Origin of the sequence: Shinella daejeonensis, assembly GCF_024281235.1 — a bacterium.
Taxonomy (GTDB): Bacteria; Pseudomonadota; Alphaproteobacteria; order Rhizobiales; family Rhizobiaceae; genus Shinella; species Shinella daejeonensis.
Map to the genome: position 1 here is coordinate 49,366 of NZ_JAHWXY010000013.1, position 25,819 is coordinate 75,184.

Sequence of the window (25,819 nt, forward strand, 5' to 3'; positions counted from 1 at the left end):
CCCCGTTTTTCAGGGATTGCCCGCCCTGGCTCGCGCCTTCTTCTCCCGCCGGCGCTCCACGGAAGAGGGGATGTTCATCGTATCGCGATATTTCGCGACGGTGCGGCGGGCGAGCTTGATGCCCTCCTCGCCAAGCCGGGTGACGATGTCGTCGTCGGAAAGAACCGAATCGGCGGTCTCCGCTGCGATGAGGGTGCGGATATGGTGGCGCACCGATTCGGCGGAATGGGTGTCGCCGCCTTCCGCCGAGCCGATTGAAACCGTGAAAAAATACTTGAGTTCGAACAGGCCGCGCGGCGTCAGCATGTATTTGTTGGCGGTCACGCGGCTGATGGTTGATTCGTGCATGCCGATGGCGTCGGCGACCGCCTTGAGGGTGAGGGGCCGGAGGTGCCGGATCCCGTCGATCAGGAAAGCATCCTGCCGGCGGACGATTTCGCTTGCCACCTTCAGGATCGTGCGCGCCCTCTGGTCGAGGCTGCGCGTCAGCCAGTTCGCCGTCTGGAGGCATTCGTCGAGGAAGGCCTTGTCCCGGCCGTCCCGGCCGTCGCGGCTGGCGCGGCTCGATACGGCAGCGTAGTAATCGCGGTTGACGAGCACCCGCGGCAGGGCGTCGGGATTGAGTTCCACCTGCCAGCTTCCGTCGGCTGCGGCGCTGACGAGAACGTCCGGCACGACCGTCTCGCTGCTCGCCGTCTCGAAGCGCAGGCCGGGACGGGGATCGAGCGCGCGGATTTCCGCCAGCATGTCGATGAGATCTTCCTCGTCCACGCCGCACAGCTTCCCGAGGGTCGTGAAGTCGCGCCGGGCGAGGAGGTCCAGATTGTCGATCAGCGTCGCCATCGCCGGATCGAGCCGGTCGCGGGCCCTGAGCTGAAGGGCGAGGCATTCGCCGAGCGAGCGGGCGAAGACGCCGGTAGGCTCCGCTTCCTGCAGGCGCGCAAGAACGCGTTCGGCGGCGGTTTCCGCCACGCCGAGCCGCAAGGCCGCTTCCGCCGGCGTGCCGCGCAGGTAGCCGGCGTCGTCGAGGTGGTCGAGGAAGTGAAGGGCGACGAGACGGTCGGCCGGATTGTCGAAAAGGAAGGCGATCTGCTCTTCGATCACGTCCCGCAGCGTCTTGCGGTAGGCGAGGAAGGTGTCGAGATCGGCCGCCTCGCCGCCTTCGCCGCCGGGCATGGATTTCCACTGTCCGAGCAGTTCCGGCGCATCTGCGGCGCGGGGTCCCGCATCGTCGGGAAAGATGTTGTCGAGCCCCCCGTCGAAACTGTCGCCGGGCCGGTCGGCGTCGCCGGACGTCGCGGAATCGTAAAGATCGGCCTGCTCGTCGCCATCGCCCCGCGGCGCGCGCTCCTCATCCGGCGTCGGATAATCCGTCGCCGCCGGGAGCCTGTCCTGTCCATCCTCGTCGTCGGCAGGTTCAAGCAGGGGGTTGCGCTCGATTTCCTGTTCGATGAAACGGGCAAGTTCCAGATGGGTCATCTGCAACAGCCGGATCGACTGCATCAGTTGCGGCGTCATGACCAGCGACTGGCTTTGCCTCAGGATGAGGCCGGGGGCGAGGGTCATGGCCGCGTTTCTCTCCGGCGGTTTCCCGGCGCAGCCACCGTGGCGGCGCGGAAGATCTAACTGGCCCGGAAATTGCTTGTTTTGACGGTTCAGGTCAAGATGGACGCACGTGTGCATCGCCACGCCGCCCCGGGGCGGCCGGACCGGCATGAGACGATGTCGCCGGTTACAAGATGCTAGAGGCTGAAATTATCGCCGAGGTAAAGCCGCCGCACGTCCGGATTGCTGACGATGTCGTTGGCGCGACCGTGGGTCAGCACCTCGCCGGCATGGATGATATAGGCCCGGTCGATGAGGCCGAGGGTCTCGCGGACATTGTGGTCGGTGATCAGCACGCCGATGCCGCGCGAGGTGAGGTGGCGCACCAGCGCCTGGATATCGGCGACGGAGATCGGATCGACGCCGGCGAAGGGTTCGTCGAGCAGCATGAACGTCGGATCGGTCGCAAGCGCCCGGGCGATTTCCAGCCGCCGCCGCTCGCCGCCCGAAAGCGCGATGGCCGCGGACTTGCGCAGGTGGGAGATCGAGAATTCGGCAAGCAGGCTGTCGAGCTTCTCCTCGCGGCGCGCCCTGTTCTTGTCATGCACTTCGAGCACCGCGCGGATATTGTCCTCGACCGTCAGGCCGCGGAAGATCGAGGCTTCCTGCGGCAGGTAGCCGACGCCGAGCCGGGCGCGACGGTACATCGGCATCGAGGTCACATCGTTGCCGTTGATCTCGATTGTGCCCTCGTCCACCGGCACGAGGCCGGTGATCATGTAGAAGCATGTCGTCTTGCCGGCGCCGTTCGGGCCGAGCAGTCCGACCGCCTCGCCGCGCCGCACGACGAGCGACACGCCGTTGACCACGCGCCGGTCGTGATAGGATTTCGTCAGGCCGCGTGCGATCAGCGTGCCTTCGTAGCGCGACCGGTCGACGGCGCTGCGAGAGGGCTCCCCCGCGGGCTTGCGGGGACGGCGCGTCAGGCGGGAAAGAAAGGGAACTGGCACGGCGGCTACTGGATCAGTTGGAGGGTTTGCGCGACTTGGGGTCGAGCTGGATCATCACCCGCCCGCCGCAGGCGTCGAGCTTGGCTTCGCCGGTCCGCATCGTCACGGTCAGCTTGCAGCCGACGAAGACGTTCTTGCCTTCCGACAGCACCACCTTGTCGCCTTCCAGCACGAGGGTTTCGTTGACGAGGTTGAAGGTGCCGGTGTCGGAGGTCGCCTCCTGCGTTCCTGACTTGAGATAAACCTTTTCGGACACGTCGATCTTTTCGATGTCGGCGTTGCCGCCGGCCACCGAGCCGCCGGCGCTGTACTGCACGATCATCCTGCCGGCCTGCAACGTCGTGGTGCCCTGCACTACCTTCACGTTGCCGGTGAATTCCGCCTTGCTTTCCTGGTCGCGGATTTCCAGCTTGTCGCTCTGGATCTGGATCGGCGCGTCGTTGGACAGCCGCAGGCCGTCCATGCGGCTGCTGGTCTCCTGTGCGATGGCCTGGCCGGCGGCCATGATCAGGCCCGCAGCGATGACAAAACGAGGTACGGCCCGGAAGTGGGCGGAAAGGATGGCGGGCATGGCGCTCTACTTTTCTCGGTTGCGTATGGCTGCGGGGTCGACGTCGACGACGACATTGCCTTCGAAGACGGTGACCTTGCCCTTATCCGTCATTCGCAGCGACTGCGCAACAATCGATGCTTCGCGGGAGCGGATCGAGACCGGCTGATCGGTCGACATGCGCCCGCCGTCGATGTCGAGATGGCCGGAGCGGAAGCGCGCCTCGAGGCCGGTGTTCAGGCGGATGACGAAGGGAGCGGTCATGTCGAGCAGATTGCGCCCCCGGTCGTAGACGCCGACGGCGGCCTCGACCTCGGCGATGGTGCTTTCGTTGACCGGCATCTTGGCGCGGATGTTCTCCAGCGTGATGACGTCCGGTTCCTTCATGTCCTGAAGCGCGCGCTCGGCCTTCATCGAATAGCTGATGTCGTCCTTGTTGCGTCCGGAGATCGCCGGATTGAGCATGACGATCTTGCCGTCCTCGATCGATGCGCTTTCGACCTGGAGGTCGGCGGGCATATAGGTGCGAAGGATTGAGACGACCACGAAAATCAGCCCGATGAGGACGGCGGCGGCGGGAAGCGCGATCTTCAGCGTCCGCACGCGCGAGGAATGGCGCGCGGCGCGCCGATAGGCGGAGGCCGTGCCTTGTCCGTGCGGTTGCGCATCTTGAAGCGTGTTCAGCATGCTGTCTGTCGGTTCCGGTCGGTCGTTTCGGCGGGTCAAGCCGCCCTCTGTCTGGCGGGTCCCATATGGATATTATACGCAGACAAACAATGGCGCTTCGGGAAACCTGCCCGCCGAATTGCCATTTCGGTAGCGAATGCCATATCGATAGGGGGTCCGGCAAGCCGTCTGCGTGACGGCTGCGCCGGCAGGACAATGTTTTTGAGGATGGATCATGGATCACTCGGCAATCGCCGACCGGCGGCAACTGCGCCGCAAGCTGACCTTCTGGCGCGTGGCGGCGATCGTCATCGTGCTCGCCGCCCTGTTTTTTGCAGCCCTCGCGCAGTGGCCGGGCATGGGAGCGCGCGATCATATCGCGCGGATCAGCATCACCGGCCTGATCCAGGACGATCGTGAACTGCTGGAGCGGCTGGACGCCATCGCCCGCAACGATCGCGCAAAGGCTCTGATCGTGGCGATTTCCTCGCCCGGCGGCACGACCTATGGCGGCGAGGTCGTCTTCAAGGCCCTGCGCAAGGTGGCGGAAAAGAAGCCGGTCGTCTCCGACGTGCGGACGCTTGCGGCATCGGCCGGCTATATGATCGCGACCGCCGGCGACACGATCGTCGCCGGGGAAAGCTCGATCACCGGCTCGATCGGCGTGATCTTCCAGTATCCGCAGTTCAGGGAACTGATGGACAAGCTCGGCGTCTCGCTGGAGGAGATCAAGTCCGCACCGCTCAAGGCGGAGCCCTCGCCCTTCCATCCGGCAAGCGAGGAGGCCAGGGCGATGATCCGATCCATGGTCATGGACAGCTATGGCTGGTTCGTCGATCTCGTCGCCGAGCGGCGCAAGCTCCCGCGTGACAAGGCGCTGCTGCTTGCCGACGGCAGCATCTTCACCGGCCGGCAGGCGCTGGCCGCCGGTCTCGTCGACCAGCTCGGCGGATCCGTGGAGATCCGGGCCTACCTGACGGAGCGCAAGGTCGAGGCCGATCTGCCGGTGGTCGATTACAAGCCGCCCGTCCGCGGCGGCCTTTCCCTTCTTTCCGGTGGTTTCGGCGAGCTTGTGCGCGGCGCGCTCGGCCTGCCGTCGGGACTTGAAAAATTCGGTGCAGAGAAGTTGTTTCTTGACGGTCTGGTCTCGGTTTGGCAGGTTGACCGCGATTGAAAACACAGGAAATTTTGAGGGGGCCACAGTGATCAAGTCGGAACTGGTTCAGATCGTCGCCGCGCGCAATCCTCATCTTTACCATCGCGACGTCGAGAATATCGTCAACGCGGTCCTCGATGAAATCACCGATGCGCTGGCTGCCGGCAATCGCGTCGAATTGCGCGGTTTCGGCGCCTTCTCCGTCAAGAACCGCCCGTCGCGTTCCGGTCGCAACCCGCGCACTGGCGACGCGGTGTTCGTCGAGGAAAAATGGGTGCCTTTCTTCAAGACCGGCAAGGAGCTGCGGGAAAGGCTCAATCCCGGCCAGGGCGAAAACGACGACTGAAGCCGCAAGGGCCGGGCGCCTTGCCGCCGCCTTTTGCCAAGCAGGTGACGCCATGATCAAGAAAATCGTCAATGTTCTCGTGCTGATCCCGATCGCCGTCGTGCTGATCGTGCTTTCGGTCGCCAACAGGCAGTCCGTGACGCTGGCCTTCAACCCGTTCCGCCCGGAAGACAGCGTGCTTTCCTTCAGCGCGCCCTTCTTCGTCTTTCTTTTCCTGGCGGTCATCCTCGGCATGGTGATCGGCTCGTTCGCCACCTGGTTCACCCAGGGAAAATACCGCAAGCGCGCCCGCACGGAGGCGGGCGAGGCGGTGAAATGGCATGCGGAAGCCGAAAAGCAGAAGTCGCGCGTCGAGGCCATCGCATCGCAGGCGGTGGTGCCCGTTTCGGGAAAATGAAGCGGTCTCAGGCGCTCTCGCCGCCGTTCAGCCGCGCGCCGAGATCGGAAAAGAACTGGCCGGCGAGCTTTTTCGAGGTGGAATCGATAAGGCGTGAGCCGAGCTGGGCGATCTTGCCGCCGACCTGGGCCTGCACGTCGTAGGAAAGGATGGTCTCGTCGCCGTCCTCCGTCAGGCGGACGGCCGCGCCGCCCTTGGCGAAGCCGGCGATACCGCCCTTGCCCTCCCCGGAAATCGTGTAGCTTTCCGGAGGATTGAGGTCGGACAGCGTCACCGCGCCGTTGAATGTGGCCGAGACCGGGCCGATCTTGACCCTGACCGTCGCCTCCAGTTCCGTCGGCGATTTTTTCGTCAACGATTGACAGCCCGGAATACAGTCCTTCAGAACGTCCGGATCGTTGAGCGCCGCCCAGACGGCCTCCCGCGGCGCTGCGATGCGTTCCTCGCCCGACATGTCCATGCTGAAGCCCTCCCATGGCCTTTCCTGATTTATCGCAGAACGGAAAGCGCTTTGCCAAGAGGGGGAGGGATGGTATTGGGACCGCTTTCCGCCGGATGCGCCGGTCTGGAAGCCAACGCACGACGGACGACAGAACCGTGAAGGACAGAAGCCGCCGGCCGCAGGCCGGCTCCGCAGCCGCCGCAAGGCCCGACCGCGCCCTGAAGACGCCGCGTGCCGCATCCGCGCCGCCGCTGCCGGCCCGGTCGCTGATGCGCCGCGAGGGCGAGAAGCCGGCCGAGCGCGTTCCGGTCATCCTGGAGACGGCCGGATCGGACCATTACCGGCTGATCGACAGCGGCATGGGCGAGAAGCTGGAGCAATACGGCCCCTATCGTATCGTGCGGCCCGAGGCCCAGGCACTATGGCCGCGCGGCCTGCCGGATGCGGTCTGGGACAAGGCGGATGCGCTCTTCACCGGTGATACGGACGAGGACGGCATGGGACGCTGGAAGTTTCCCCATGCGGCACTCGGCGAGACCTGGCCGATGCAACTGCTCGGCGTCGATTTCCATGGCCGTTTCACCGCCTTTCGCCATGTCGGCGTCTTTCCCGAGCAACTTGCCCACTGGCGCTGGATGCAGGAGCGCATCGAGGCAGCCGGCCGTCCCGTCCGGGTGCTGAACCTCTTCGGCTATACCGGCGTCGCCTCGCTCGTGGCCGCCCGCGCAGGCGCGGAGGTGACCCATGTCGACGCCTCGAAGAAGGCCATCGGATGGGCGCGGGAAAACCAGGCGCTCGGCCGCATGGAGAAACTGCCCATCCGCTGGATATGCGAGGATGCGATGAAGTTCATCCAGCGGGAGGAGCGCCGCGGCAGTCGTTACGACATCATCCTGACGGATCCGCCGAAATTCGGACGCGGGCCGAACGGCGAAGTCTGGCAGCTTTTCGATCATCTGCCGCTGATGCTCGATATCTGCCGCGAGATCCTGTCGCCGAAGGCGATCGGTCTGGTGCTGACCGCCTATTCGATCCGGGCGAGCTTTTATTCCATCCATGAGTTGATGCGCGAGACCATGCGCGGCCTCGGCGGCACGGTGGAATCGGGCGAACTCGTCATTCGCGAGAGCGGCAGCGGCGGCAAGACGGCCGGCCGGGCGCTTTCCACGTCCCTTTTCAGCCGTTGGATCCGCGCATGAGCCACGAACATCACGCAACGCGCCGGGTCGGGCAGGTCAAGGAAGTCACCAGCCTCTCCAATCCGATCGTCAAGGACATCAAGGCGCTGTCTTCAAAGAAGATGCGCGACGAGACGAGGAGCTTCATGGCGGAAGGCCTGAAGCTGGTCATCGACGCCCTGGAGCTCGGCTGGACGATCAGGACGCTGGTCTACGCCAAGAACGTCAAGGACAAGCCGCAGGTCGTGCAGGCCGCGACCAGGGCCTTCGCGCGCGGCGGTCTGGTGCTGGAGGTGAGCGAGAAGGTGCTTTCCTCCATCACCCGCCGGGACAATCCGCAAATGGTCGTCGGCATCTTCGAACAGCGCTTTACGGCGCTGAAGGATGTGCGGCCGGGGGCCGACGAGACCTGGGTGGCGCTCGACCGGGTGCGTGATCCGGGCAACCTCGGCACGGTCATCCGTTCGGTGGATGCGGCCGGGGCAAGCGGCGTCATCCTCATCGGCGACAGCACCGATCCGTTCTCGCTGGAAACGGTGCGCGCCACCATGGGTTCGATCTTCGCCGTGCCGCTCGTCAGGACGAGCGTGGCGGAGTTCCTCGCCTGGAAAAAGACCGCCGGGGTCTCGGTCGTGGCGACCCATCTCGCCGGCGCGGTCGATTACCGGAAGATCGGCTATCGCGACAAGCCGGTCGTGCTTTTGATGGGCAACGAACAGTCGGGCCTGCCGGATGAACTGGCCGTGGCCGCCGATGCGCTTGCCCGTATTCCCCAGGCCGGCCGGGCGGATTCGCTGAACCTCGCCATCGCCACCGGCATCATGCTCTTCGAGGCGCGCCGCCACCTGCTGACGCTGGACGAGCGTTCATGAACGACCGCATTCCCCTGATGTCCCGGCCTCTGCCGGTTGTCGCGGCGATCCTTCTCGCCGTTCTTCTCGACCAGGCGGTGAAATTCGCCGTGGAGGCCTGGCTTCCGTTCCAGCAGATGGTGGAGGTCGTGCCGATGCTCGCACTCTACCGCACCCATAATTACGGCGTCGCCTTCTCCATGCTTTCCGGCATGGAGGGATGGGTCATCGTCACGCTGCGGCTTTGCGTCGTGGCCTTTGTCGTCTGGCTGTGGCGGCAGACGCCGCGCGCGCGCGGCATCGCCCATGCCGGCTATGCATTCATCATCGCCGGGGCCTTCGGCAATCTCATCGACCGGGCGCTGTTCGGCTATGTCATCGACTATGTGCTCTTTCACACGCAAAACTGGTCTTTCGCGGTTTTCAATCTCGCCGACAGTTTCATCACCATCGGCGCCGGCCTTGTGATCCTCGACGAGGCGCTTCATGTGCTGCGTCGCGATCGTTAGGATTTTAGGGAATCGTTGAAGCCGTTTTGAACGCTCCGCGTGCTATGCAGGGGGCATGAGCGAACCCCTCAAGTTGCAGAACCGGCTGAAAACCGTCTACGCCGAACCGGTAAAGGCGGAAGCGTTGCCTCCGGAAACCTCCGGTGCCGGCGGCGATGCCGGTAGGCGGCGCTTGCGGGCCGTTGCGGTAGGACAGGCGGCGGTGCCGCCTCTTGTCGCCGCCACGGGGCTTGCGGTGGCGGGCCTTGCGTTCTTTGCGGCCGACGGAGCGACAGGCGTGTTGCTTGCTTTCCTGGGGCTGGGCCTCGCCGGTGCGGCCGGCTGGATGGGGCTGCGGCGGGCGGCGACCGCGCAAGGTGGCGGCGAAGTCGACCATGACCGCTCCTGGGAGCACAGCGAAACCACCGAGATCCTCTCGGCGATCCATGACGTGCTCGGCGATATCGTCGTCATGCGCACCCTGGATGGCCGTATCCTGCGCTCCAATCCGGTCCTGCCGTCGCTGACGGGCACGGCGGACGTCAGGGGCCGCACCTGCGCGGAACTCGGCCTCGTCTTCCGCTCGCAATCCACCGCGCATCGCTACGATGTCGATGTGGCAGGCCCCGAAGGTCTCCGGATCTATTCCTGGCATGACGTGACGGTGCGCGATCCCGCTTCCGGCGATCTCGTCGTCCATTCGATTGCCCGCGACGTCACGGAGGAACGCCTTGCCGAGCGCGGGCGCGAATCCGCCCGCCGGAAGGCCGAGGAAGCCAGTGCCGCCAAATCGCGGCTGCTCGCCACCGTCAGCCATGAGATCCGCACGCCGCTCTCCGGTATGCTCGGCATGTCGCATCTCATCAGCCAGACGCGGCTGACGGCTGAACAGAAGAACTATCTCGCCGGGCTGCGCCAGTCCGGTCATGCGCTCGTCCAGCTCGTCGACGATCTGCTGGATTTCTCCGCGCTGGAGGCGGGGCGCTTCCAGCTTCGTCCGGTGGAGGATTCGGTGCGTCCGCTGCTCGAAAGCGTGGTTGAGATGCTCTCGCCCCGGGCGCATGAGAAAGGCATAGAGATCGGCTCCTTCGTCGCGCCGGAGGTGCCGGGGCTGATGACGTTCGATGCGCCGCGCCTGCGGCAGGTGCTCTACAATGTCGTCGGTAACGCGGTGAAATTCACCCATGAGGGCGGCGTCTCGCTTTCCACCTGCCTGGAGGGCGATCTGCTTGTCGTGCGTGTCACGGATACGGGACCGGGCATGACGCGACAGGAGCAGGCAAATATCTTCCGGGAATTCGAGCAGGCCGGCAGCGCCGCGCAGCGCAGCGGCGGAACCGGGCTCGGTCTCGCCATTTCGGCGCGCATCCTGAGCGAGGCCGGTGGTGGACTGGCGCTCGAAAGCGAGCCCGGCCGGGGCAGCACCTTCGTCATCCGCATGCCCGTCGCACAGGCGGCGACCCGGGTCCCCCGCCGCAACATCCTTGCCGCAAGCCGGGTGTTCCTGCTCGCCCCCGAAGGCCCTGCTTCGGCGGCGCTGGTCGCCACAATCGAGGCCCTGGGCGGCGTTTGCCGCCATGCCGACGGCGTGGAGACCGCCCTTGCCATCCTCGCCGGGCAGAAGGAGCCGTTGACCGACATCGTCATCGATAACCGCCTTGCCGGTGTCTATCGCCGCAGTCTTAGCGATCTGCCGGTGATCCGCGACGGTGAAGCCAGGCGGGTCTATCTCGTCAATCCGGAACAGCGCGGCGGCCGGGCCATCGGCAAGGGTGAGGGCTACGACGCCTGGCTGATCCGGCCGTTCCGGGAGCGCTCGCTCGTCGATGTGCTGCGCGGGCGCATGAAGGGCGTGGAGCTGCGCGACGCCATCAACGACAATCGGCCGATCCTGAAGGATCTGCCGCCGGAAGCCCCCGAGATGCAGGAAACCGCGTTCCCCGCCGCTGCCGGTCACCGCATCCTGCTGGCGGAAGACGATCCGGTGAACGCGATGCTGGTGCGGGCCGGCCTCGAGCGGGCCGGCCATCAGGTGCGCCATGTCGGGGATTTCGCGGCGCTCGAATCGGCGCTCCTCGAAGGTCCGCTTCCCGATCTTCTGGTCACCGATCTCGGCATGCCCGGTGGCGATGCCGAAACGGTGGTGCGCATCGCCGCAGGCCATGCCGGTGCCGCGCGCCTTCCGGTGATCGTGCTGACGGCGGACAACCGGGAAGAGCTGCGCGACGCGCTGCTTTCCAGCGGAGTGGGCGCTGTCGTAGCCAAGCCTGCGGAGCCTCAGGCCCTGCTTGCGGAGATCGCGCGGCTTGCCCGCGGCACCCCGTCCTGAAGATCATTTTCCAGCCGGCCTTTTCAAGCAGGCCCTGCGTCATTATCCTGTAGCAGAACGATGCTCTAAGGCGGCCTGTTCCAGCCAAACGGGATTTGCGATATGACGCTCGACCTTGCCTGCGCCGGCGCTCCGGCGAAAATCGCGGAAAAGGCCACCCCTGCGCGCGCGGTGACCGGCGTGCTCGGACGGATCGGCAGCCTGGAGACCCGGCTGGCCCGGACCGCGTCGGAGATCGACGCGGCGCAGGCGATCCGCTATCGCGTCTTCGCGGAGGAAATGGGTGCCAGACTGACGAACGAGGCGGCGGCGCGACGGCGCGACGTCGATTCCTGGGACGCGGTCTGCGACCACCTGCTGGTGCTCGATACGGCGATCGACGGCGATGCGGAAGAGCAGATCGTCGGCACATACCGCCTGTTGCGCCAGGACGTCGCCAGCATTTCGGGCGGCTTCTATTCCCAGTCGGAATTCGATGTCGATACGCTGATCGCCCGCCATCCCGGCAAGCGCTTCATGGAGCTTGGCCGCTCCTGCGTTCTGCCGGACTATCGCACCCGCCGCACGGTGGAACTGCTCTGGCAGGGCAATTGGGCCTACGCGCTGAAGCAGGGGGTCGACGTGATGTTCGGCTGCGCCTCCTTCCACGGCGTGATCCCGGAAGAACATGCATTGGCGCTTTCCTTCCTGCACCACAACGTGCGGGCAACGGACGACTGGAGCGTCCGCGCCCATCCCGATCAGTTCTCCAGCATGGACCTGATGCCCGCGGAAGGCGTCGATGCGCGCAAGGCGCTCGCCGCCATGCCGCCGCTCGTCAAGGGCTACCTGCGGCTCGGCGCAAGCGTCGGCACCGGTGCGGTCGTCGATCATGCCTTCCGCACGACGGATGTGCTGGTCGTGCTGCCGATCGGCCGGATTTCCGGACGCTACCTGAATTACTACGGCGCGGATGCTGGCCGTTTCGCGAGCTGATCCCGGATCGCCCCAAGGTTTTACCCGCTCCCCGGGGAGCGGGTGATCTGCCCGGATGCCGGTTCAGACGCCGGCGTTATAGGCGGCGAGCGCCGCCATGTTGACGATGTCGGAATCCTTCGCGCCCATGGAGACGATCTGCACCGACTTGTCGAGGCCGACGAGCAGCGGGCCGATGACGGTCGAGCCGCCGAGTTCCTGAAGCATCTTCGTCGAAATGGCGGCGGAATGGAACGCCGGCATCACCAGCACGTTGCCGGGGCCGGAGAGCCGGCAGAACGGATATTGCTCCATGATGCGCGGATTGAGGGCCACATCGGCCGCCATTTCGCCGTCATACTCGAAATCGACGCGGCGGCGGTCGAGGATGTTCACTGCCTCGCGCACCCGCTCCGAGCGCTCGCCGGAAGGATGGCCGAAGGTGGAATAGGCGAGCATCGCCACGCGCGGCTCGTAGCCGAGCCGGCGGGCAAGGCCCGCGGCCTCCTCGGCGATGTCGGCAAGCTCCTCGGAGGTCGGCATGTCGTGCACGGCGGTATCGGCGACAAGCACCGTGCGGCCGCGGCAGAGCGCGAGAGAGGCGCCGATCACCCGGTGGCCGGGCTTGGCGTCGATGCAGCGGCGCACGTCCTCCAGCGCCGTCGAATAATTGCGCGTGAGCCCCGTCACCATCGCGTCGGCGTCGCCGAGCGCCACCATGCAGGCGGCGAAATGGTTGCGGTCGGTGTGGATCAGCCGCTGGGCGTCGCGATAGAGGTAGCCGCTACGCTGCAAGCGTGCGTAGAGGTAGTCGATATAGACGTCGTTGCGCTTTGAGATGCGCGCGTTGAATATCTCGATGCCGGGCCGGTCAAGCTCGATTCCGGCGCGTTCGGCCGTCTCCTGGATATATTCCTCCCGGCCGACGAGGATCGCCGTGCCGAGCTGCTGGTTGGCGTAGGAGACGGCGGCGCGCATCATCTGCTCTTCCTCGCCTTCGGCGAAGACCACCCGCTTGGGATGGCGGCGGACCCGGGCGTAGAACTGTTGCAGCGTGGAGGCGATGGGATCGCGGCGCGCCTTCAGGTCGCGGGCGTAGGCGTCGAGATCGGCAATCTCGCGACGCGCCACCCCGGTTTCCATCGCGGCCTTCGCGACGGCGACCGGAATGGCGGAGATCAGGCGCGGATCGAAGGGAACCGGGATGATGTACTGCGAGCCGAAACGCGGGCGCGCGCCCTGATAGGCGGTGGCGACGTCGTCGGGCACGTCCTGCCGGGCAAGATCGGCCAGCGCCTGCGCGGCGGCGATCTTCATCGCGTCGTTGATCGTCGTCGCCCGCACGTCGAGCGCGCCGCGGAAGATATAGGGGAAGCCGAGAACGTTGTTCACCTGGTTTGGATAGTCCGACCGGCCGGTCGCGACGATCGCGTCGTCGCGGAGACGGGCGACTTCCTCGGGGGTGATTTCCGGATCGGGATTGGCCATGGCGAAGATGATCGGGCGGGGCGCCATGGCGCGCACCATTTCTTCCGTCAGCGCGCCCTTGGCGGAAAGGCCGAAGAAAACATCCGCGCCTTCAAGCGCCTCCACCAGCGTCCGCCGGTCGGTTTTCACCGCATGGGCCGATTTCCACTGGTTCATGCCATCCTCGCGGCCCTGGAAGATCACGCCCTTGGTGTCGCAGAGGATGATGTTTTCGGCTGCAAATCCCATCGCCTTGATCAGTTCGATACAGGCGATGGCCGCCGCGCCCGCGCCGTTGCAGACAAGCTTCGTGGTCTTGAAGTCGCGGCCGGTCAGCGCCAGTGCGTTGATGAGGCCGGCGGCGGCGATGATGGCGGTGCCGTGCTGGTCGTCGTGGAAGACCGGAATGTCCATCAGTTCGCGCAGCCGGCTTTCGATGATGAAACAGTCGGGCGCCCTGATGTCCTCGAGATTGATGCCGCCGAAGGAGGGGCCGAGGAAGCGCACGCAATTGATGAACTCGTCGACATTCTCCGTATCGATCTCCAGATCGACCGAATCGACGTCGGCGAAACGCTTGAAGAGGACGGACTTGCCTTCCATGACCGGCTTGGAGGCGAGCGCGCCCAGATTGCCGAGGCCGAGAATGGCGGTGCCGTTGGTGATGACGGCCACCATGTTGCCGCGTGTCGTATAGTCATAGGCGGCGGCGGGGTCCGCGGCGATCGCCTTCACCGGGATCGCCACCCCCGGCGAATAGGCGAGCGACAGGTCGCGCTGGGTCGCCATCGGCTTGGTCGGGGTGATCTCCAGTTTGCCGGGGCGGCCCAGGGCGTGAAAATCCAGCGCCTCCTTGTCGGTGACGCTGCACCCCTGACGCTCCGATTTATCCGTGGCCGGCATTGCCTCTCCCCTTCACGCTCCTGTGGGCGACGCGCCCGCAGTCTCCCTCTGCTGTTGTTTTCTATACCGATGCGCGGCTAGGGTGATACCTCTTTTTTGGAAGAACTGCCTCTCCGTGAACGATCCAATTGTGCGCCAGAACGATGTGTTGTCGACCGCCGAGCTTGCCAGCGAGCAAAGCCGGGCGGCCGCGACGCCGATGATCGAGCAATATATCGAGATCAAGGCCGCCAACCCGGACAGCATGCTCTTCTACCGCATGGGCGATTTCTACGAGCTGTTCTTCCAGGACGCCGTGGATGCCGCCCGCGCGCTCGGCATCACGCTGACGAAGCGGGGCCAGCATCTGGGCCTCGACATCCCGATGTGCGGCGTGCCGGTGCATGCCGCCGATGACTATCTCCAGAAGCTGATAGCCTTCGGTTTCCGCGTTGCCGTCTGCGAGCAGATGGAGGATCCGGCGGCGGCGAAGAAACGCGGCTCCAAGTCCGTGGTGCAGCGCGATGTCGTGCGGCTCGTGACGCCCGGAACGCTGACGGAAGAAAAGCTGCTGTCGCCCTCCGACGCCAATTACCTCATGGCCGTTTCGCGTATTCGCGGCGGTGGCGGTGGCGGCGGCGAGCCGGCCATGGCGCTGGCCTGGATCGATATTTCCACCGGCGTCTTCCGCCTGTCTGAAACAGCGCTTTCCCGTCTTCTCGCCGATGTGCAGCGCATCGACCCGCGTGAATTGATCGTACCGGACACCCTGTTTCACGATCCCGAATTCCGCCCGGCGCTCGACGGGCTCGGTCGCGTGGCGGTGCCGCAGCCGGCCGTGCTTTTCGACAGCGCCACCGCCGAAACGCGCATCGCACGTTATTTCGGGGTCTCGACGCTGGATGGTTTCGGCGCCTTTTCGCGCGCCGAGCTTGCCGCTGCCGCCGCCGCACTCGCCTATGTGGAAAAGACGCAGATCGCCGAGCGCCCGCCGCTCGGCCGTCCCGAGCGGGAGAGTTCGGCCTCGACGCTCTTCATCGATCCGGCGACGCGGGCCAATCTCGAACTGGTGCGAACCCTTTCGGGCGAACGCGCCGGAACGTTGCTGAAAGCGATCGACCGGACGGTGACGAGCGGCGGCGCGCGGCTCCTTGCCGAGCGGCTGATGTCGCCGCTGACCGATCCCGACGCCATCAACGCGCGGCTCGATTCCGTCGCCGTCCTTGTCGACCGCCCGGGCTTCGCCGACGATCTGCGCAACACCCTGAAGCAGCTTCCCGATATGCCGCGCGCGCTTTCGCGGCTTGCGCTCGGTCGCGGCGGCCCGCGCGACCTCGGCGCGATCCTGCAAGGCTTCACGGTCGCCGCCGACGTGGCGCGGCGCATGGCGGACGAAGATCTTTCGGGCGAGCTTGCCGAAGCCCGGACGATGGTTTGCGATCTGCCCGTCGACCTGTCCCACCGGCTGGCCGTGATGCTGTCCGATGAATTGCCGGTTCTCAGGCGCGACGGCGGCTTCATCCGCGAAGGCGCGGACGGAGAACTCGACGAGATGCGGGCCTTGCGCGACCAGTCGCGCCGCGTCATCGCCGGCCTGCAATTGCAATATGCCGAGGAGACCGGCGTCAAGTCCCTGAAGATCAAGCACAACAACGTGCTCGGCTATTTCATCGAGGTGTCCGCGGGCAATGCCGCCGCGCTGACGGAAGGGGAGGAGGCGAAGGGCCGTTTCATCCATCGGCAGACCATGGCCGGGGCGATGCGCTTCACGACCACGGTGCTTTCGGAACTGGAGACCCGGATCGCCAACGCCGCGGACCGGGCGCTGGCCATCGAGCTTGTCGCTTTCGACGCGTTGTGCGATGCGGTGGTCGCAAAGGCCGAGGCGATCAAGCAGGCCGCCCGTGCGCTTGCGGCGATCGACGTGTCGGCGGGGCTCGCTGCGCTTGCGGAAGAACAGGCCTGCTGCCGGCCGCTGGTCGACCGGTCGAAGATGTTCTCCATCGTCGGCGGACGGCATCCGGTCGTCGAACAGGCGCTGCGCCGGCAACAGGCCGCCGCTTTCGTCGCCAACAGCTGCGATCTGTCGCCGCAGGACGGCAAGGGCGACGGAGCGATCTGGCTGCTCACCGGCCCGAACATGGGGGGAAAGTCGACCTTCCTGCGCCAGAACGCGCTGATTGCCGTGCTTGCGCAGATGGGCGCCTATGTCCCGGCCGAAAGCGCCCATATCGGCATCGTCGACCGGCTGTTTTCGCGCGTCGGCGCATCGGACGACCTTGCCCGTGGCCGGTCCACCTTCATGGTCGAGATGGTCGAGACAGCGGCGATCCTCAATCAGGCGACGGACCGTTCGCTCGTCATCCTTGACGAAATCGGCCGGGGGACGGCGACCTTCGACGGGCTTTCGATCGCCTGGGCGGCGGTCGAGCATCTGCATGAGGCCAATCGCTGCCGCGGCCTTTTCGCCACCCATTTCCATGAATTGACCGTTCTTTCGGAGAAGCTTCCCCGCCTTTCCAATGCGACCATGCGAGTCAAGGAATGGGACGGCGAGGTGATCTTCCTGCATGAGGTCGGGCCGGGGGCGGCCGACCGCTCCTATGGCATCCAGGTGGCGCGGCTGGCCGGCCTGCCGCCCTCCGTCGTGGAGCGGGCGCGCGATGTGCTCGCCCGGCTGGAGGATGCCGACCGCAAGAACCCGGCAAGCCAGCTCATCGACGACCTGCCGCTTTTCCAGGTCGCCCTGCGGCGCGAGGAGCCCCGGTCTTCTCCCGCGGCCTCGCGGATCGAGGCGATGGTCGAGGCGCTCGATCCGGACGACATGACGCCGCGCGAGGCGCTGGATGCCCTTTATGTGCTGAAAAAGGAGTTCGCCGGTCGATAGCGACAGGCGAAGGCCCGGGCCGCCGGGGCGCAATGTGCTTCAACGGGTCACTGTCGCGTCGGATGGAAATGGTCTATAGGCCCCTATGCGCCCGCAGCATGCCGGTCTTTCGCCGCGCCGCTCGCGGTGGCGAGGACGGAAAGCGGAGCACGAGCCGGCAGCCTATGGAAAAGACGCTCATGGCGCCGGCCGAATCCGGCCTTCTCGATGTCGCGGCCCTGCGCGCGAAATGCGAGTTCATCGCAAGCACCAATGCCGACTACCGCGACCGCATGCGCAGCGAGCTTCTCGCCGCGCTCAAGGCGGTCAATACGGCCGGTCGCGCGCGGGCGCAGGAACTGCTGTCGGAGGACGGTAGCGGCCTGCGCTGTGCGGCGCGCATCTCCTGGTTGCAGGACCAGATTATCTCCGTTCTTCACGATTTCACGCTCAACCACGTCTTCAGCGCCGGCCGCGCGCCGGAATCCACGCGGCTCGCCGTGGCGGCGGTCGGCGGCTACGGGCGGGGCACGCTGGCGCCGGGCTCGGATATCGACCTGCTCTTCCTGCTGCCGGCGCGGCCGGCGGCCTGGAGCGAGCCGGCGATCGAGTTCATGCTCTATATCCTCTGGGATCTCGGCTTCAAGGTCGGCCATGCGACCCGCAGCATCGAGGAATGCATCAGCCTGTCGCGTAGCGACATGACGATCCGGACCGCCACGCTCGAAGCGCGCTATATCTGCGGCGCCGCCTCGCTCTTCGAGGAACTGACCCTGCGCTTCGACCGGGAAATCGTGCGCAACACCGGCCCGGAATTCATCGCCGCCAAGCTCGCCGAGCGTGACGAGCGTCATCGCAAGGCGGGCGATACGCGCTATCTCGTCGAGCCGAACATCAAGGAGGGCAAGGGCGGCCTTCGTGACCTGCACACGCTCTTCTGGATCGCCAAGTATTTCTACCATGTGCGCGATCCCGCCGAACTGGTGAAGCTCGGCGTCCTGTCGCGCAAGGAATACGAACTGTTTCGCAAGGCGGAGGATTTTCTCTGGGCCGTGCGCTGCCATATGCATTTCCTGACCGGCAAGGCGGAGGAGCGGCTTTCCTTCGATATCCAGCGCGAGATCGCCGCCTGCCTCGGCTACCAGCCGCATCCCGGCCTGTCGTCCGTCGAGCGCTTCATGAAGCATTATTTCCTCGTGGCCAAGGATGTCGGCGACCTGACCCGCATCTTCTGCGCCACGCTGGAGGACCAGCAGGCCAAGGACGCGCCGGGACTGACGGGGGTCATCAGCCGGTTCACGCGCCGCCGCCGGCGCAAGATCGCCGGAACGCTGGATTTCGTGGAGGATCACGGCCGTATCACGATCGCCAATGCGGACGTGTTCCGAAACGATCCGGTCAATCTCATCCGTCTCTTCCATATCGCCGACATCAACGGGCTCGAATTTCATCCCGATGCGCTGAAGCAGGTCACGCGGTCCCTCCGGCTGATCAACAACGCCCTGCGCGAGAACGAGGAGGCGAACCGGCTTTTCCTGTCGATCCTGACCTCTCCGCGCGACCCGACCTTCCTGCTCCGGCGGATGAACGAGGCCGGCGTTCTCGGCCGCTTCATCCCCGACTTCGGCAAGATCGTGGCGATGATGCAATTCAACATGTATCATCACTATACGGTCGACGAGCATCTCATCCGCTCGGTCGGCGTGCTGGCGGGCATCGATCGCGGGCGGGAAAAGGACGCCCATCCGCTCACCTATCAGATCATGCCGAGCATCGAGGACCGGGTGGCCCTCTACGTTGCCGTGCTCCTGCACGATATCGCCAAGGGGCGCCCGGAGGACCATTCCGTCGCCGGGGCGAAGGTGGCGCGCAAGCTCTGCCCGCGCTTCGGCCTGACGCCCAAGCAGACGGAACTGGTGGTCTGGCTGATCGAAGAGCATCTCACCATGTCGATGGTGGCCCAGACCCGCGATCTCAACGACCGCAAGACCATCCTCGATTTCGCCGAAAAGGTGCAGTCCATGGAGCGGCTGAAGATGCTGCTGGTGCTGACGGTCTGCGATATCCGCGCCGTCGGGCCGGGAGTCTGGAACGGCTGGAAGGGACAGTTGCTGCGCACGCTCTACTATGAAACGGAACTGGTCATTTCCGGTGGCTTCTCGGAGCTGTCACGCGGCGAGCGGGCGAAATTCGCCCGCGAAACGCTGCGCGAGGCGCTTGCCGACTGGAGCGTGAAGGAACGCACGGCCTATGCCCGGCTGCATTACGATCCCTACCTGCTGACCGTGCCGCTGGAAGATCAGGTGCGCCATGCCCGCTTCATCCGGGAGGTCGACCGGGCCAAGCAGCCGCTCGCCACCATGGTGCAGACCCATTCCTTTCACGCGATCACTGAGATCACGGTGCTTTCCCCCGACCATCCGCGGCTGCTGACGGTGATCGCCGGCGCCTGTGCGGCGGCGGGCGCCAATATCGTCGACGCGCAGATTTTCACCACCTCCGACGGGCGGGCGCTCGACACGATCCTCGTCAACCGCGCCTTTGCCGACGACGCCGACGAGATGCGCCGCGCCGCCACCATCGGGCGGATGATCGAGGACGTGCTGTCCGGCCGCAAGCGCCTGCCGGAGGTGATCGCCACCCGCGCGCGCGGCCGCAGGCGCAGCCGCGCCTTCACCGTGCAGCCGGCCGTGACGATCTCCAACACCCTGTCCAACAAGTTCACGGTGATCGAGATCGAGTGCCTCGACCGGCCGGGTCTGCTTTCCGAGGTGACGGCCGTCCTGTCCGACCTCTCGCTCGATATCGCCTCGGCGCATATCACCACCTTCGGCGAGAAGGTGATCGACACCTTCTACGTCACCGATCTCGTCGGGCAGAAGGTCACCAATGAAAGCCGGCAGGCCAATATCACCGCACGGCTGAAGGCCGTGATGGCGGACGAGCCCGACGAACTGCGCGACCGCATGCCGCCCGGCATGATCGCGCCGGCCGCAGCTGCCCAAAGAAAGGCGAAAGCCCAGCAATGAGTCTCGTGAAAAAATTCGCGACCGTCGGCGGCGCGACGCTTGGCAGCCGCATGCTCGGTTTCATCCGCGAAACGCTGATGGCGGCCGCGCTCGGCACCGGGCCGATGGCCGACGCCTTCTACGCCGCCTTCCGCTTTCCCAACCTCTTCCGCCGGCTGTTCGCCGAGGGCGCCTTCAACGCCGCCTTCGTGCCGCTTTTCGCCAAGGAGATCGAGGCGGGCGGCGTCGACGGCGCCAAGCGCTTTTCCGAGGAGGTGTTCGGCGTTCTCTTCACGGTACTTCTCCTGCTGACGATCGCCATGGAGCTTTCCATGCCGTTCATCGTCGCCTGGATCATCGCGCCCGGCTTTGTCGGCGACGCGGAAAAGTTCGACGTGACGGTGAAGCTTGCCGTCGTGATGTTCCCCTATCTCATGTGCATGTCGCTGACGGCGATGCTCTCGGGCATGCTGAACTCGCTGCATCACTATTTTGCCGCCGCCGTCGCGCCGGTCTTTCTCAATATGGTGCTGATCGGCGCGCTTGCCTATGCGCTGTGGCAGGGGGCCTCGCCGCTCGAAACCGCCTGGTATCTCTCCTGGGGCGTGCTGGCCTCGGGGCTTCTGCAAATGGCGGTGCTCTATGCCGGCGTGCGCCACGCCGGCATGCGCATCGGCTTTCGTCGTCCGCGCATGACCGATAACGTCCGGCGGCTGTTGTGGCTGGCGTTCCCGGCTGCCGTCACCGGCGGCATCACCCAGATCAACCAGCTCATCGGCCAGATGATCGCGTCCACCAGGGACGGGGCGATCTCCGCCCTGCAATATGCCGACCGGGTCTACCAGCTTCCGCTCGGCGTGGTCGGCATTGCCGTCGGCGTCGTGCTGCTGCCGGAACTGGCGCGGGCGCTCAAGGGGGGCCAGGAACGGGAGGCCGCCAACCTCCAGAACCGCTCGATGGAATTCGTGCTGTTTCTCACCCTGCCGGCCGCCGCCGCGCTCTGGGTGATCTCCGACGAGATCGTGCGCGTGCTCTACGAGCGCGGCGCCTTCAGCCCCGGGACGACGTCGATCGTTGCCGGCACGCTGGCGATCTACGGCCTCGGTCTGCCCGGCTTCGTGATGATCAAGGCGCTCAACCCCGGCTTTTTCGCCCGTGAGGACACCCGCACGCCCATGCGCATCACCCTCGTTTCGGTCGTCGTCAATTGCGTGCTCGCGCTCACGCTGTTTCCGCTTTTCCACGAGCGCGGCATTGCGGCGGCGGAAACGGTTTCCGGCTGGCTCACGGCGCTGATGCTGCTGGTGACGCTGGTGCGGCGCGGCCACTGGCCGGTGGAGAAGGCGCTGCTGTCACGGGTGGCCCGGCTGCTGGCCGCCGCCGGCGTCATGGCCGTCGCGCTCGAATATGCGTCGCGATATCTCGCCGACAGGCTGTCCTCCACGGCGCCTCTTTACGATCAGTTGTCGGCCCTCGGCCTGTTGATCGTCTTCGCCATGGTCATCTATTTCTCTCTCGCCTTCCTGATCGGCGGCGCCGATCCCCGCATGATCAGGCGGAGCCTGAAGCGCGGGCGCAAGGCGGAATGAGGCGGCCGGACGCCTCTTGATCCGTCCCGCTTCGCCGTGCATAAGCGCAACACATTGTTTCACGCAATCGTGGAAGGCGGACTGCTGCGCGCCCTCCCGTGAATTGCCTTTGCAACAGGATCAGGCGCTCCACCCGCCTGAAGGAAATCGTCATGAGCGCATTCCCGCCCCTCGTCTTTTCCGGCGTCCAGCCGACCGGCAATCTCCATCTCGGCAACTATCTCGGCGCGATCCGCAAGTTCGTGGCGTTGCAGCAGGATAACGACTGCATCTATTGCGTGGTCGACCTGCATGCGCTGACGGCGCAACTCGTGCATGAGGACATGCGCAGCCAGATCCGCTCGATCGCCGCCGCCTATATCGCCTCCGGCATCGATCCGCAGAAGCACATCGTCTTCAACCAGTCCGCGGTGCCGCAGCATGCCGAGCTTGCCTGGATCTTCAACTGTGTGGCGCGGATCGGCTGGATGGAGCGCATGACGCAGTTCAAGGACAAGACCGGCGGCAAGAACGCCGAGCAGGTCTCGCTCGGCCTGCTTGCCTATCCGAGCCTGATGGCCGCCGATATCCTCGTCTATCGCGCCACTCATGTTCCGGTCGGCGACGACCAGAAGCAGCATCTGGAACTGACGCGCGACATTGCCCAGAAATTCAACATCGACTTTTCCGGACATATCCGCGAACGCGGGACCGGCGTGGACATTCATGTCGGCGACGAGCCGGTCCATGCCTATTTCCCGATGGTCGAGCCGATGATCGGCGGCCCGGCGCCGCGCGTCATGTCGCTGCGTGACGGCACGAAGAAGATGTCGAAATCCGATCCTTCCGACCTGTCGCGCATCAACCTGCTCGACGACACGGACACGATCTCCAAGAAGATCCGCCGCGCCAAGACCGATCCGGACGCATTGCCGAGCGAGGTGGAGGGCCTGAAGGGCCGTCCGGAGGCGGAAAACCTCGTCGGCATCTATGCAGCACTTTCCGACAGGACGAAAGCGGATGTGCTTGCGGAATTCGGCGGCCAGCAGTTCTCGGTCTTCAAGCCGGCGCTGGTGGAGCTTGCCGCTGCGGTCCTGTCGCCGATCACCGGCGAGATGCGCCGGCTGATGAACGACACCAGCCATATCGACGCGATCCTGCGCGATGGCGGCGAACGCGCCGGCGCACGGGCGGAAAAGACCATGAAGGAAGTCCGCGACATCATCGGTTTTCTACAGTAAGGTCGCCCGAGAAGCGTCCGGAACCGGTTCTGAAACATCCTTGCGAAAGGAGGCCGTATGGTTTCTCCACGTCTTTCCCGCCTTGACGGTCACCGCCGAAAATTCCTGGCCGTCATCGACGAAACGCCGGAATGCCAGCGGGCCGTCCGCTATGCGGGAAGCCGGGCGAAGAACTCCAATGGCAGCGTGGTGCTGCTCTATGTGATCCCGAACGCCGATTTCCAGCAATGGCTGGGTGTGGAGGAGATCATGCGTGCGGAAGCCCGCGAAGAGGCGGAGGCGGTTCTGGCCAAGGCGGCCCAGGCGCTGCGCGAATCGGTCGGCATCGAGCCCGAGACAGTGATCCGCGAGGGAACGCCGAGCGAGGAAATCAACGCGCTGATCGACGAGGACCGGGATATTGCCATCCTGGTGCTGGCGGCAGGCTCCTCCAAGGAGGGGCCGGGGCCGCTCGTCTCGTCGCTCGCCAGCCGCAGCCATGCCTTTCCGGTGCCGGTGACCGTCATCCCGGAGGCGCTTTCCGCCGAGGATCTCGATGCGCTGAGCTGAGATGCTCTTGAAGGTTGGAGCGGAAAGGCTTAGTTTTGAATTATTCTAAATGCTCGGGCCGACACGACTGTCCGGCCGCAGGGAGAAAGAAATGTTCATCCAGACTGAAGCGACCCCCAATCCGTCGACCCTGAAGTTCCTGCCGGGCAAGATCGTGCTGGAAAGCGGCACGGCGGAGTTTCGAGACGAGACCGAGGCGCGCGCCGCCTCGCCGCTGGCTGCCCGCCTGTTTTCCATCCCGGGCGTGACCGGTGTTTTCTTCGGCTACGATTTCATCACCGTCTCCAAGGACGATGCCGACTGGCAGCATCTGAAGCCGGCGATCCTCGGCAATATCATGGAGCACTTCATGTCCGGCCAGCCGGTCATGGCCGGCGGCGCCTTCGCCGACGACGAGACGGAGGACGAATTCTTCGAAGCCGGCGACGAGACGATCGTCGCGACGATCAAGGAACTGCTCGATACCCGTGTGCGTCCCGCCGTCGCCCAGGATGGCGGCGATATCACCTTCAAGGGTTTCCGCGACGGTGTCGTCTATCTCAACATGAAGGGAGCGTGTTCCGGTTGCCCGTCCTCGACCGCCACGCTCAAGCACGGGGTGCAGAACCTCCTGCGTCATTTCGTACCGGAAGTGCAGGAAGTTGAAGCGGTCATGTGACGTCCCCGACCCGTCCGCAGGCGTGGCGGCATGATCGTCCTGGCGATCGACACCGCCGGCGCCGGCTGTTACGCGGCTCTTTATGACAGCGCAGAGGACCGGGTTCTCGGCGTGGCCGGCGCGGATATCGGCCGCGGTCATGCCGAACGGCTGATGGGCATCATCGACGCGGCGCTCGCGGCCGCGGGGCTGGTGCTTGCCGATGTCGGGCGCATCGCGGTGACTGTCGGGCCGGGCTCGTTTACCGGCATTCGCGTCGGCGTGGCGACGGCGCGCGGATTGGCGCTTGCGCTGGCGGTTCCGGCCGTCGGCGTCAGTTCGCTTGCAGCCCTTGCCCGGGAACGGTCGGGTGGCCGGCCTCTCCTTGCCATCATGGATGCAAAGCGCGACGAAGCCTATTGCCAGGCCTTCGACGCGGCGGGGCGTCCCCTCGGCGAGCCGGAACTGCTGCCGGTCGGCGAAGCGCACGCCCGCGCCTGGGCCTTCGAAGGCGACGTGACCGGTTCGGGCGCGCCGCCGGCAGCGGGGGACGCCGGCGATGGGAACGACACGATCCCGATCGCGACGGTCGCCCGCATCGGGGCCGTCCTCGATCCGGCCGTCGCTCTTGCGCGGCCGCTTTATCTGCGCGGTCCCGATGCCAAACCGCAGGCCGGCTTCGCCCTCAGGAGGGCCTGACGGCATGTCCCTCGGCGACTACTTCGGCCTCCGGCCGGCCTTCAATATCGTGCCGCTGGAAAGCGGCCATGCCGTTCTGGCGGCAAGTCTTCACCGCACGCGGTTTGCCCGGCCCTGGAGCGATGGCGAATTCCATGCGCTGCTCCTCCAGCCGACGGTTTTCGGCTTTCTCGCGTTGCGGCAGGGCGGACCGCCGCGCGCGGCTGGCGGCTTCGTGCTGGCGCGGGCGGCGGCCGGCGAAGCCGAGATCCTGACGATCGGCGTGGATACGCGCTTCGCGCGGCTCGGCCTTGGCTGGCGCCTCATGCTGTCGGTGCTGCGCGAGGCGCGCATGCGCGACGTCGAGCAGATCTTCCTGGAGGTCGACGAGGGCAACGTCCCGGCCATCGGCCTTTATGGCAAGCTCGGTTTCCGCAAGGTCGCCGAGCGCAAGGCCTATTATGTCGCAGCCGACGGCGCACGGTCGACAGCGCTTGTCATGCGGCTTGATCTTCGCTAGTTCCCCTCCGGGAGGCTGGCGGCAACAGGGACCGGATCGCATGTCGGACATCGAGAAATCGCTGGAAGAGCTTTGCGTCGAGCGTGGCATGCGGATGACCGAGCAGCGCCGCGTCATCGCACGGGTGCTGGAAAGTTCCGCCGATCATCCGGATGTGGAAGAGCTTTATCGCCGCTCGTCGCTTGTCGACGCGCGGATTTCCATTTCCACCGTCTATCGAACGGTCAAGCTTTTCGAGGACGCCGGCATCATCGAGCGGCATGATTTCCGCGATGGTCGCTCCCGCTACGAGACGGTGCCGGAGGAGCATCACGACCATCTGATCGATCTGAAGACCGGGACGGTCATCGAATTCCATTCGCCGGAGATCGAGGCCCTGCAGGAGCGTATCGCTCGCGAACACGGCTTCCGCCTGGTGGATCACCGGCTGGAGCTTTACGGCGTTCCGCTGAAGAAGGGCGACGAATGACACGGTCGCCTCCGCTCCTGAT

23 protein-coding genes are annotated in these 25,819 nt (G+C 65.5%); 17 read left to right on the plus strand and 6 right to left on the minus strand.

Annotated features, from left to right (window positions below; genetic code table 11):
* Positions 1-9: 9 nt before the first annotated feature.
* The 4 genes from rpoN to lptC form a co-directional block, all read right to left on the minus strand.
* Complete coding sequence (gene rpoN / locus KYK29_RS20265) at positions 10-1,566, minus strand: RNA polymerase factor sigma-54 (protein ID WP_254692717.1); 1,557 nt, start codon at positions 1,564-1,566, stop codon at positions 10-12.
* A 176-nt stretch (positions 1,567-1,742) separates the two neighbouring features.
* Positions 1,743-2,531, minus strand: coding sequence for an LPS export ABC transporter ATP-binding protein (lptB, locus tag KYK29_RS20270; RefSeq protein ID WP_254692750.1), 789 nt, complete (start codon positions 2,529-2,531; stop codon positions 1,743-1,745).
* A gap of 37 nt (positions 2,532-2,568) precedes the next feature.
* A complete protein-coding gene (locus KYK29_RS20275) occupies positions 2,569-3,060 on the minus strand; it encodes an LptA/OstA family protein (protein ID WP_254692751.1) in 492 nt (163 codons plus the stop codon).
* Between the two features lie 72 nt (positions 3,061-3,132).
* Entirely contained in the window at positions 3,133-3,792 is a 660-nt protein-coding gene (lptC, locus tag KYK29_RS20280) for an LPS export ABC transporter periplasmic protein LptC (protein WP_254692718.1), read from the minus strand.
* A gap of 214 nt (positions 3,793-4,006) precedes the next feature.
* Here lptC and sppA point away from each other — a divergent pair, with 214 nt between their 5' ends.
* The 3 genes from sppA to KYK29_RS20295 are packed head-to-tail and all read left to right on the plus strand — an operon-like array spanning position 4,007 to position 5,670.
* Positions 4,007-4,945 (plus strand): signal peptide peptidase SppA, encoded by a 939-nt coding sequence (gene sppA, locus KYK29_RS20285; protein WP_254692719.1) that lies wholly within the window; start codon positions 4,007-4,009, stop codon positions 4,943-4,945.
* A gap of 28 nt (positions 4,946-4,973) precedes the next feature.
* A complete protein-coding gene (locus tag KYK29_RS20290) occupies positions 4,974-5,273 on the plus strand; it encodes an integration host factor subunit beta (RefSeq protein WP_254692720.1) in 300 nt (99 codons plus the stop codon).
* 52 nt (positions 5,274-5,325) lie between these two features.
* Positions 5,326-5,670, plus strand: a complete 345-nt coding sequence (locus KYK29_RS20295; protein ID WP_254692721.1) for a DUF1049 domain-containing protein — start codon at positions 5,326-5,328, stop codon at positions 5,668-5,670.
* A 7-nt stretch (positions 5,671-5,677) separates the two neighbouring features.
* On the opposite strand, the gene KYK29_RS20300 is transcribed toward KYK29_RS20295, so the two are convergent.
* A complete protein-coding gene (locus tag KYK29_RS20300) occupies positions 5,678-6,130 on the minus strand; it encodes an SRPBCC family protein (protein WP_254692722.1) in 453 nt (150 codons plus the stop codon).
* A gap of 95 nt (positions 6,131-6,225) precedes the next feature.
* On the opposite strand from KYK29_RS20300, the gene KYK29_RS20305 reads away from it, so the two are divergent.
* The 5 genes from KYK29_RS20305 to olsB all read left to right on the plus strand — a co-directional run bounded on the left by KYK29_RS20305 (position 6,226) and on the right by olsB (position 11,933).
* Positions 6,226-7,311: a class I SAM-dependent methyltransferase gene (locus KYK29_RS20305; protein WP_302795643.1), complete on the plus strand. Its 1,086-nt coding sequence runs from the start codon at positions 6,226-6,228 to the stop codon at positions 7,309-7,311.
* On the plus strand, positions 7,308-8,162 hold the full coding sequence (locus tag KYK29_RS20310; protein ID WP_254692724.1) for a TrmH family RNA methyltransferase: 855 nt from the start codon (positions 7,308-7,310) through the stop codon (positions 8,160-8,162). Before KYK29_RS20305 ends, KYK29_RS20310 begins: the two co-directional genes overlap by 4 nt.
* Positions 8,159-8,650 (plus strand): signal peptidase II, encoded by a 492-nt coding sequence (gene lspA, locus KYK29_RS20315; RefSeq protein ID WP_254692725.1) that lies wholly within the window; start codon positions 8,159-8,161, stop codon positions 8,648-8,650. Before KYK29_RS20310 ends, lspA begins: the two co-directional genes overlap by 4 nt.
* Positions 8,651-8,705: 55 nt before the next feature.
* The gene (locus KYK29_RS20320) at positions 8,706-10,958 is read left to right on the plus strand and encodes a hybrid sensor histidine kinase/response regulator (protein WP_254692726.1); all 2,253 of its coding nucleotides are present in this window, start codon (positions 8,706-8,708) and stop codon (positions 10,956-10,958) included.
* 102 nt (positions 10,959-11,060) lie between these two features.
* The gene (olsB, locus tag KYK29_RS20325) at positions 11,061-11,933 is read left to right on the plus strand and encodes a l-ornithine N(alpha)-acyltransferase (protein ID WP_254692727.1); all 873 of its coding nucleotides are present in this window, start codon (positions 11,061-11,063) and stop codon (positions 11,931-11,933) included.
* 63 nt (positions 11,934-11,996) lie between these two features.
* Here olsB and KYK29_RS20330 read toward each other — a convergent pair whose 3' ends face one another.
* Positions 11,997-14,282, minus strand: a complete 2,286-nt coding sequence (locus tag KYK29_RS20330; RefSeq protein ID WP_254692728.1) for an NADP-dependent malic enzyme — start codon at positions 14,280-14,282, stop codon at positions 11,997-11,999.
* 115 nt (positions 14,283-14,397) lie between these two features.
* Between KYK29_RS20330 and mutS the strand changes: the two genes are divergently transcribed.
* The 9 genes from mutS to KYK29_RS20375 all read left to right on the plus strand — a co-directional run bounded on the left by mutS (position 14,398) and on the right by KYK29_RS20375 (position 25,797).
* Positions 14,398-17,148, plus strand: a complete 2,751-nt coding sequence (mutS, locus tag KYK29_RS20335) for a DNA mismatch repair protein MutS (protein ID WP_254692729.1) — start codon at positions 14,398-14,400, stop codon at positions 17,146-17,148.
* A 179-nt stretch (positions 17,149-17,327) separates the two neighbouring features.
* A complete protein-coding gene (locus KYK29_RS20340; RefSeq protein ID WP_254692730.1) occupies positions 17,328-20,156 on the plus strand; it encodes a [protein-PII] uridylyltransferase in 2,829 nt (942 codons plus the stop codon).
* Positions 20,153-21,724, plus strand: coding sequence for a murein biosynthesis integral membrane protein MurJ (gene murJ, locus KYK29_RS20345; protein ID WP_254692731.1), 1,572 nt, complete (start codon positions 20,153-20,155; stop codon positions 21,722-21,724). The genes KYK29_RS20340 and murJ overlap by 4 nt, the downstream gene beginning before the upstream one ends.
* Before the next feature lie 152 nt (positions 21,725-21,876).
* Positions 21,877-22,944 carry a tryptophan--tRNA ligase gene (gene trpS, locus KYK29_RS20350; RefSeq protein WP_254692732.1) on the plus strand — a complete coding sequence of 356 codons (1,068 nt, stop codon included), beginning with the start codon at positions 21,877-21,879 and terminating at the stop codon, positions 22,942-22,944.
* 57 nt (positions 22,945-23,001) lie between these two features.
* A complete protein-coding gene (locus KYK29_RS20355) occupies positions 23,002-23,493 on the plus strand; it encodes a universal stress protein (RefSeq protein ID WP_254692733.1) in 492 nt (163 codons plus the stop codon).
* 91 nt (positions 23,494-23,584) lie between these two features.
* On the plus strand, positions 23,585-24,151 hold the full coding sequence (locus KYK29_RS20360) for a NifU family protein (RefSeq protein ID WP_254692734.1): 567 nt from the start codon (positions 23,585-23,587) through the stop codon (positions 24,149-24,151).
* 30 nt (positions 24,152-24,181) lie between these two features.
* The gene (tsaB, locus tag KYK29_RS20365; RefSeq protein ID WP_254692735.1) at positions 24,182-24,829 is read left to right on the plus strand and encodes a tRNA (adenosine(37)-N6)-threonylcarbamoyltransferase complex dimerization subunit type 1 TsaB; all 648 of its coding nucleotides are present in this window, start codon (positions 24,182-24,184) and stop codon (positions 24,827-24,829) included.
* A 4-nt stretch (positions 24,830-24,833) separates the two neighbouring features.
* Positions 24,834-25,328, plus strand: coding sequence for a GNAT family N-acetyltransferase (locus KYK29_RS20370; RefSeq protein ID WP_254692736.1), 495 nt, complete (start codon positions 24,834-24,836; stop codon positions 25,326-25,328).
* A gap of 40 nt (positions 25,329-25,368) precedes the next feature.
* Complete coding sequence (locus KYK29_RS20375; RefSeq protein ID WP_254692737.1) at positions 25,369-25,797, plus strand: Fur family transcriptional regulator; 429 nt, start codon at positions 25,369-25,371, stop codon at positions 25,795-25,797.
* Positions 25,798-25,819: the final 22 nt, after the last annotated feature.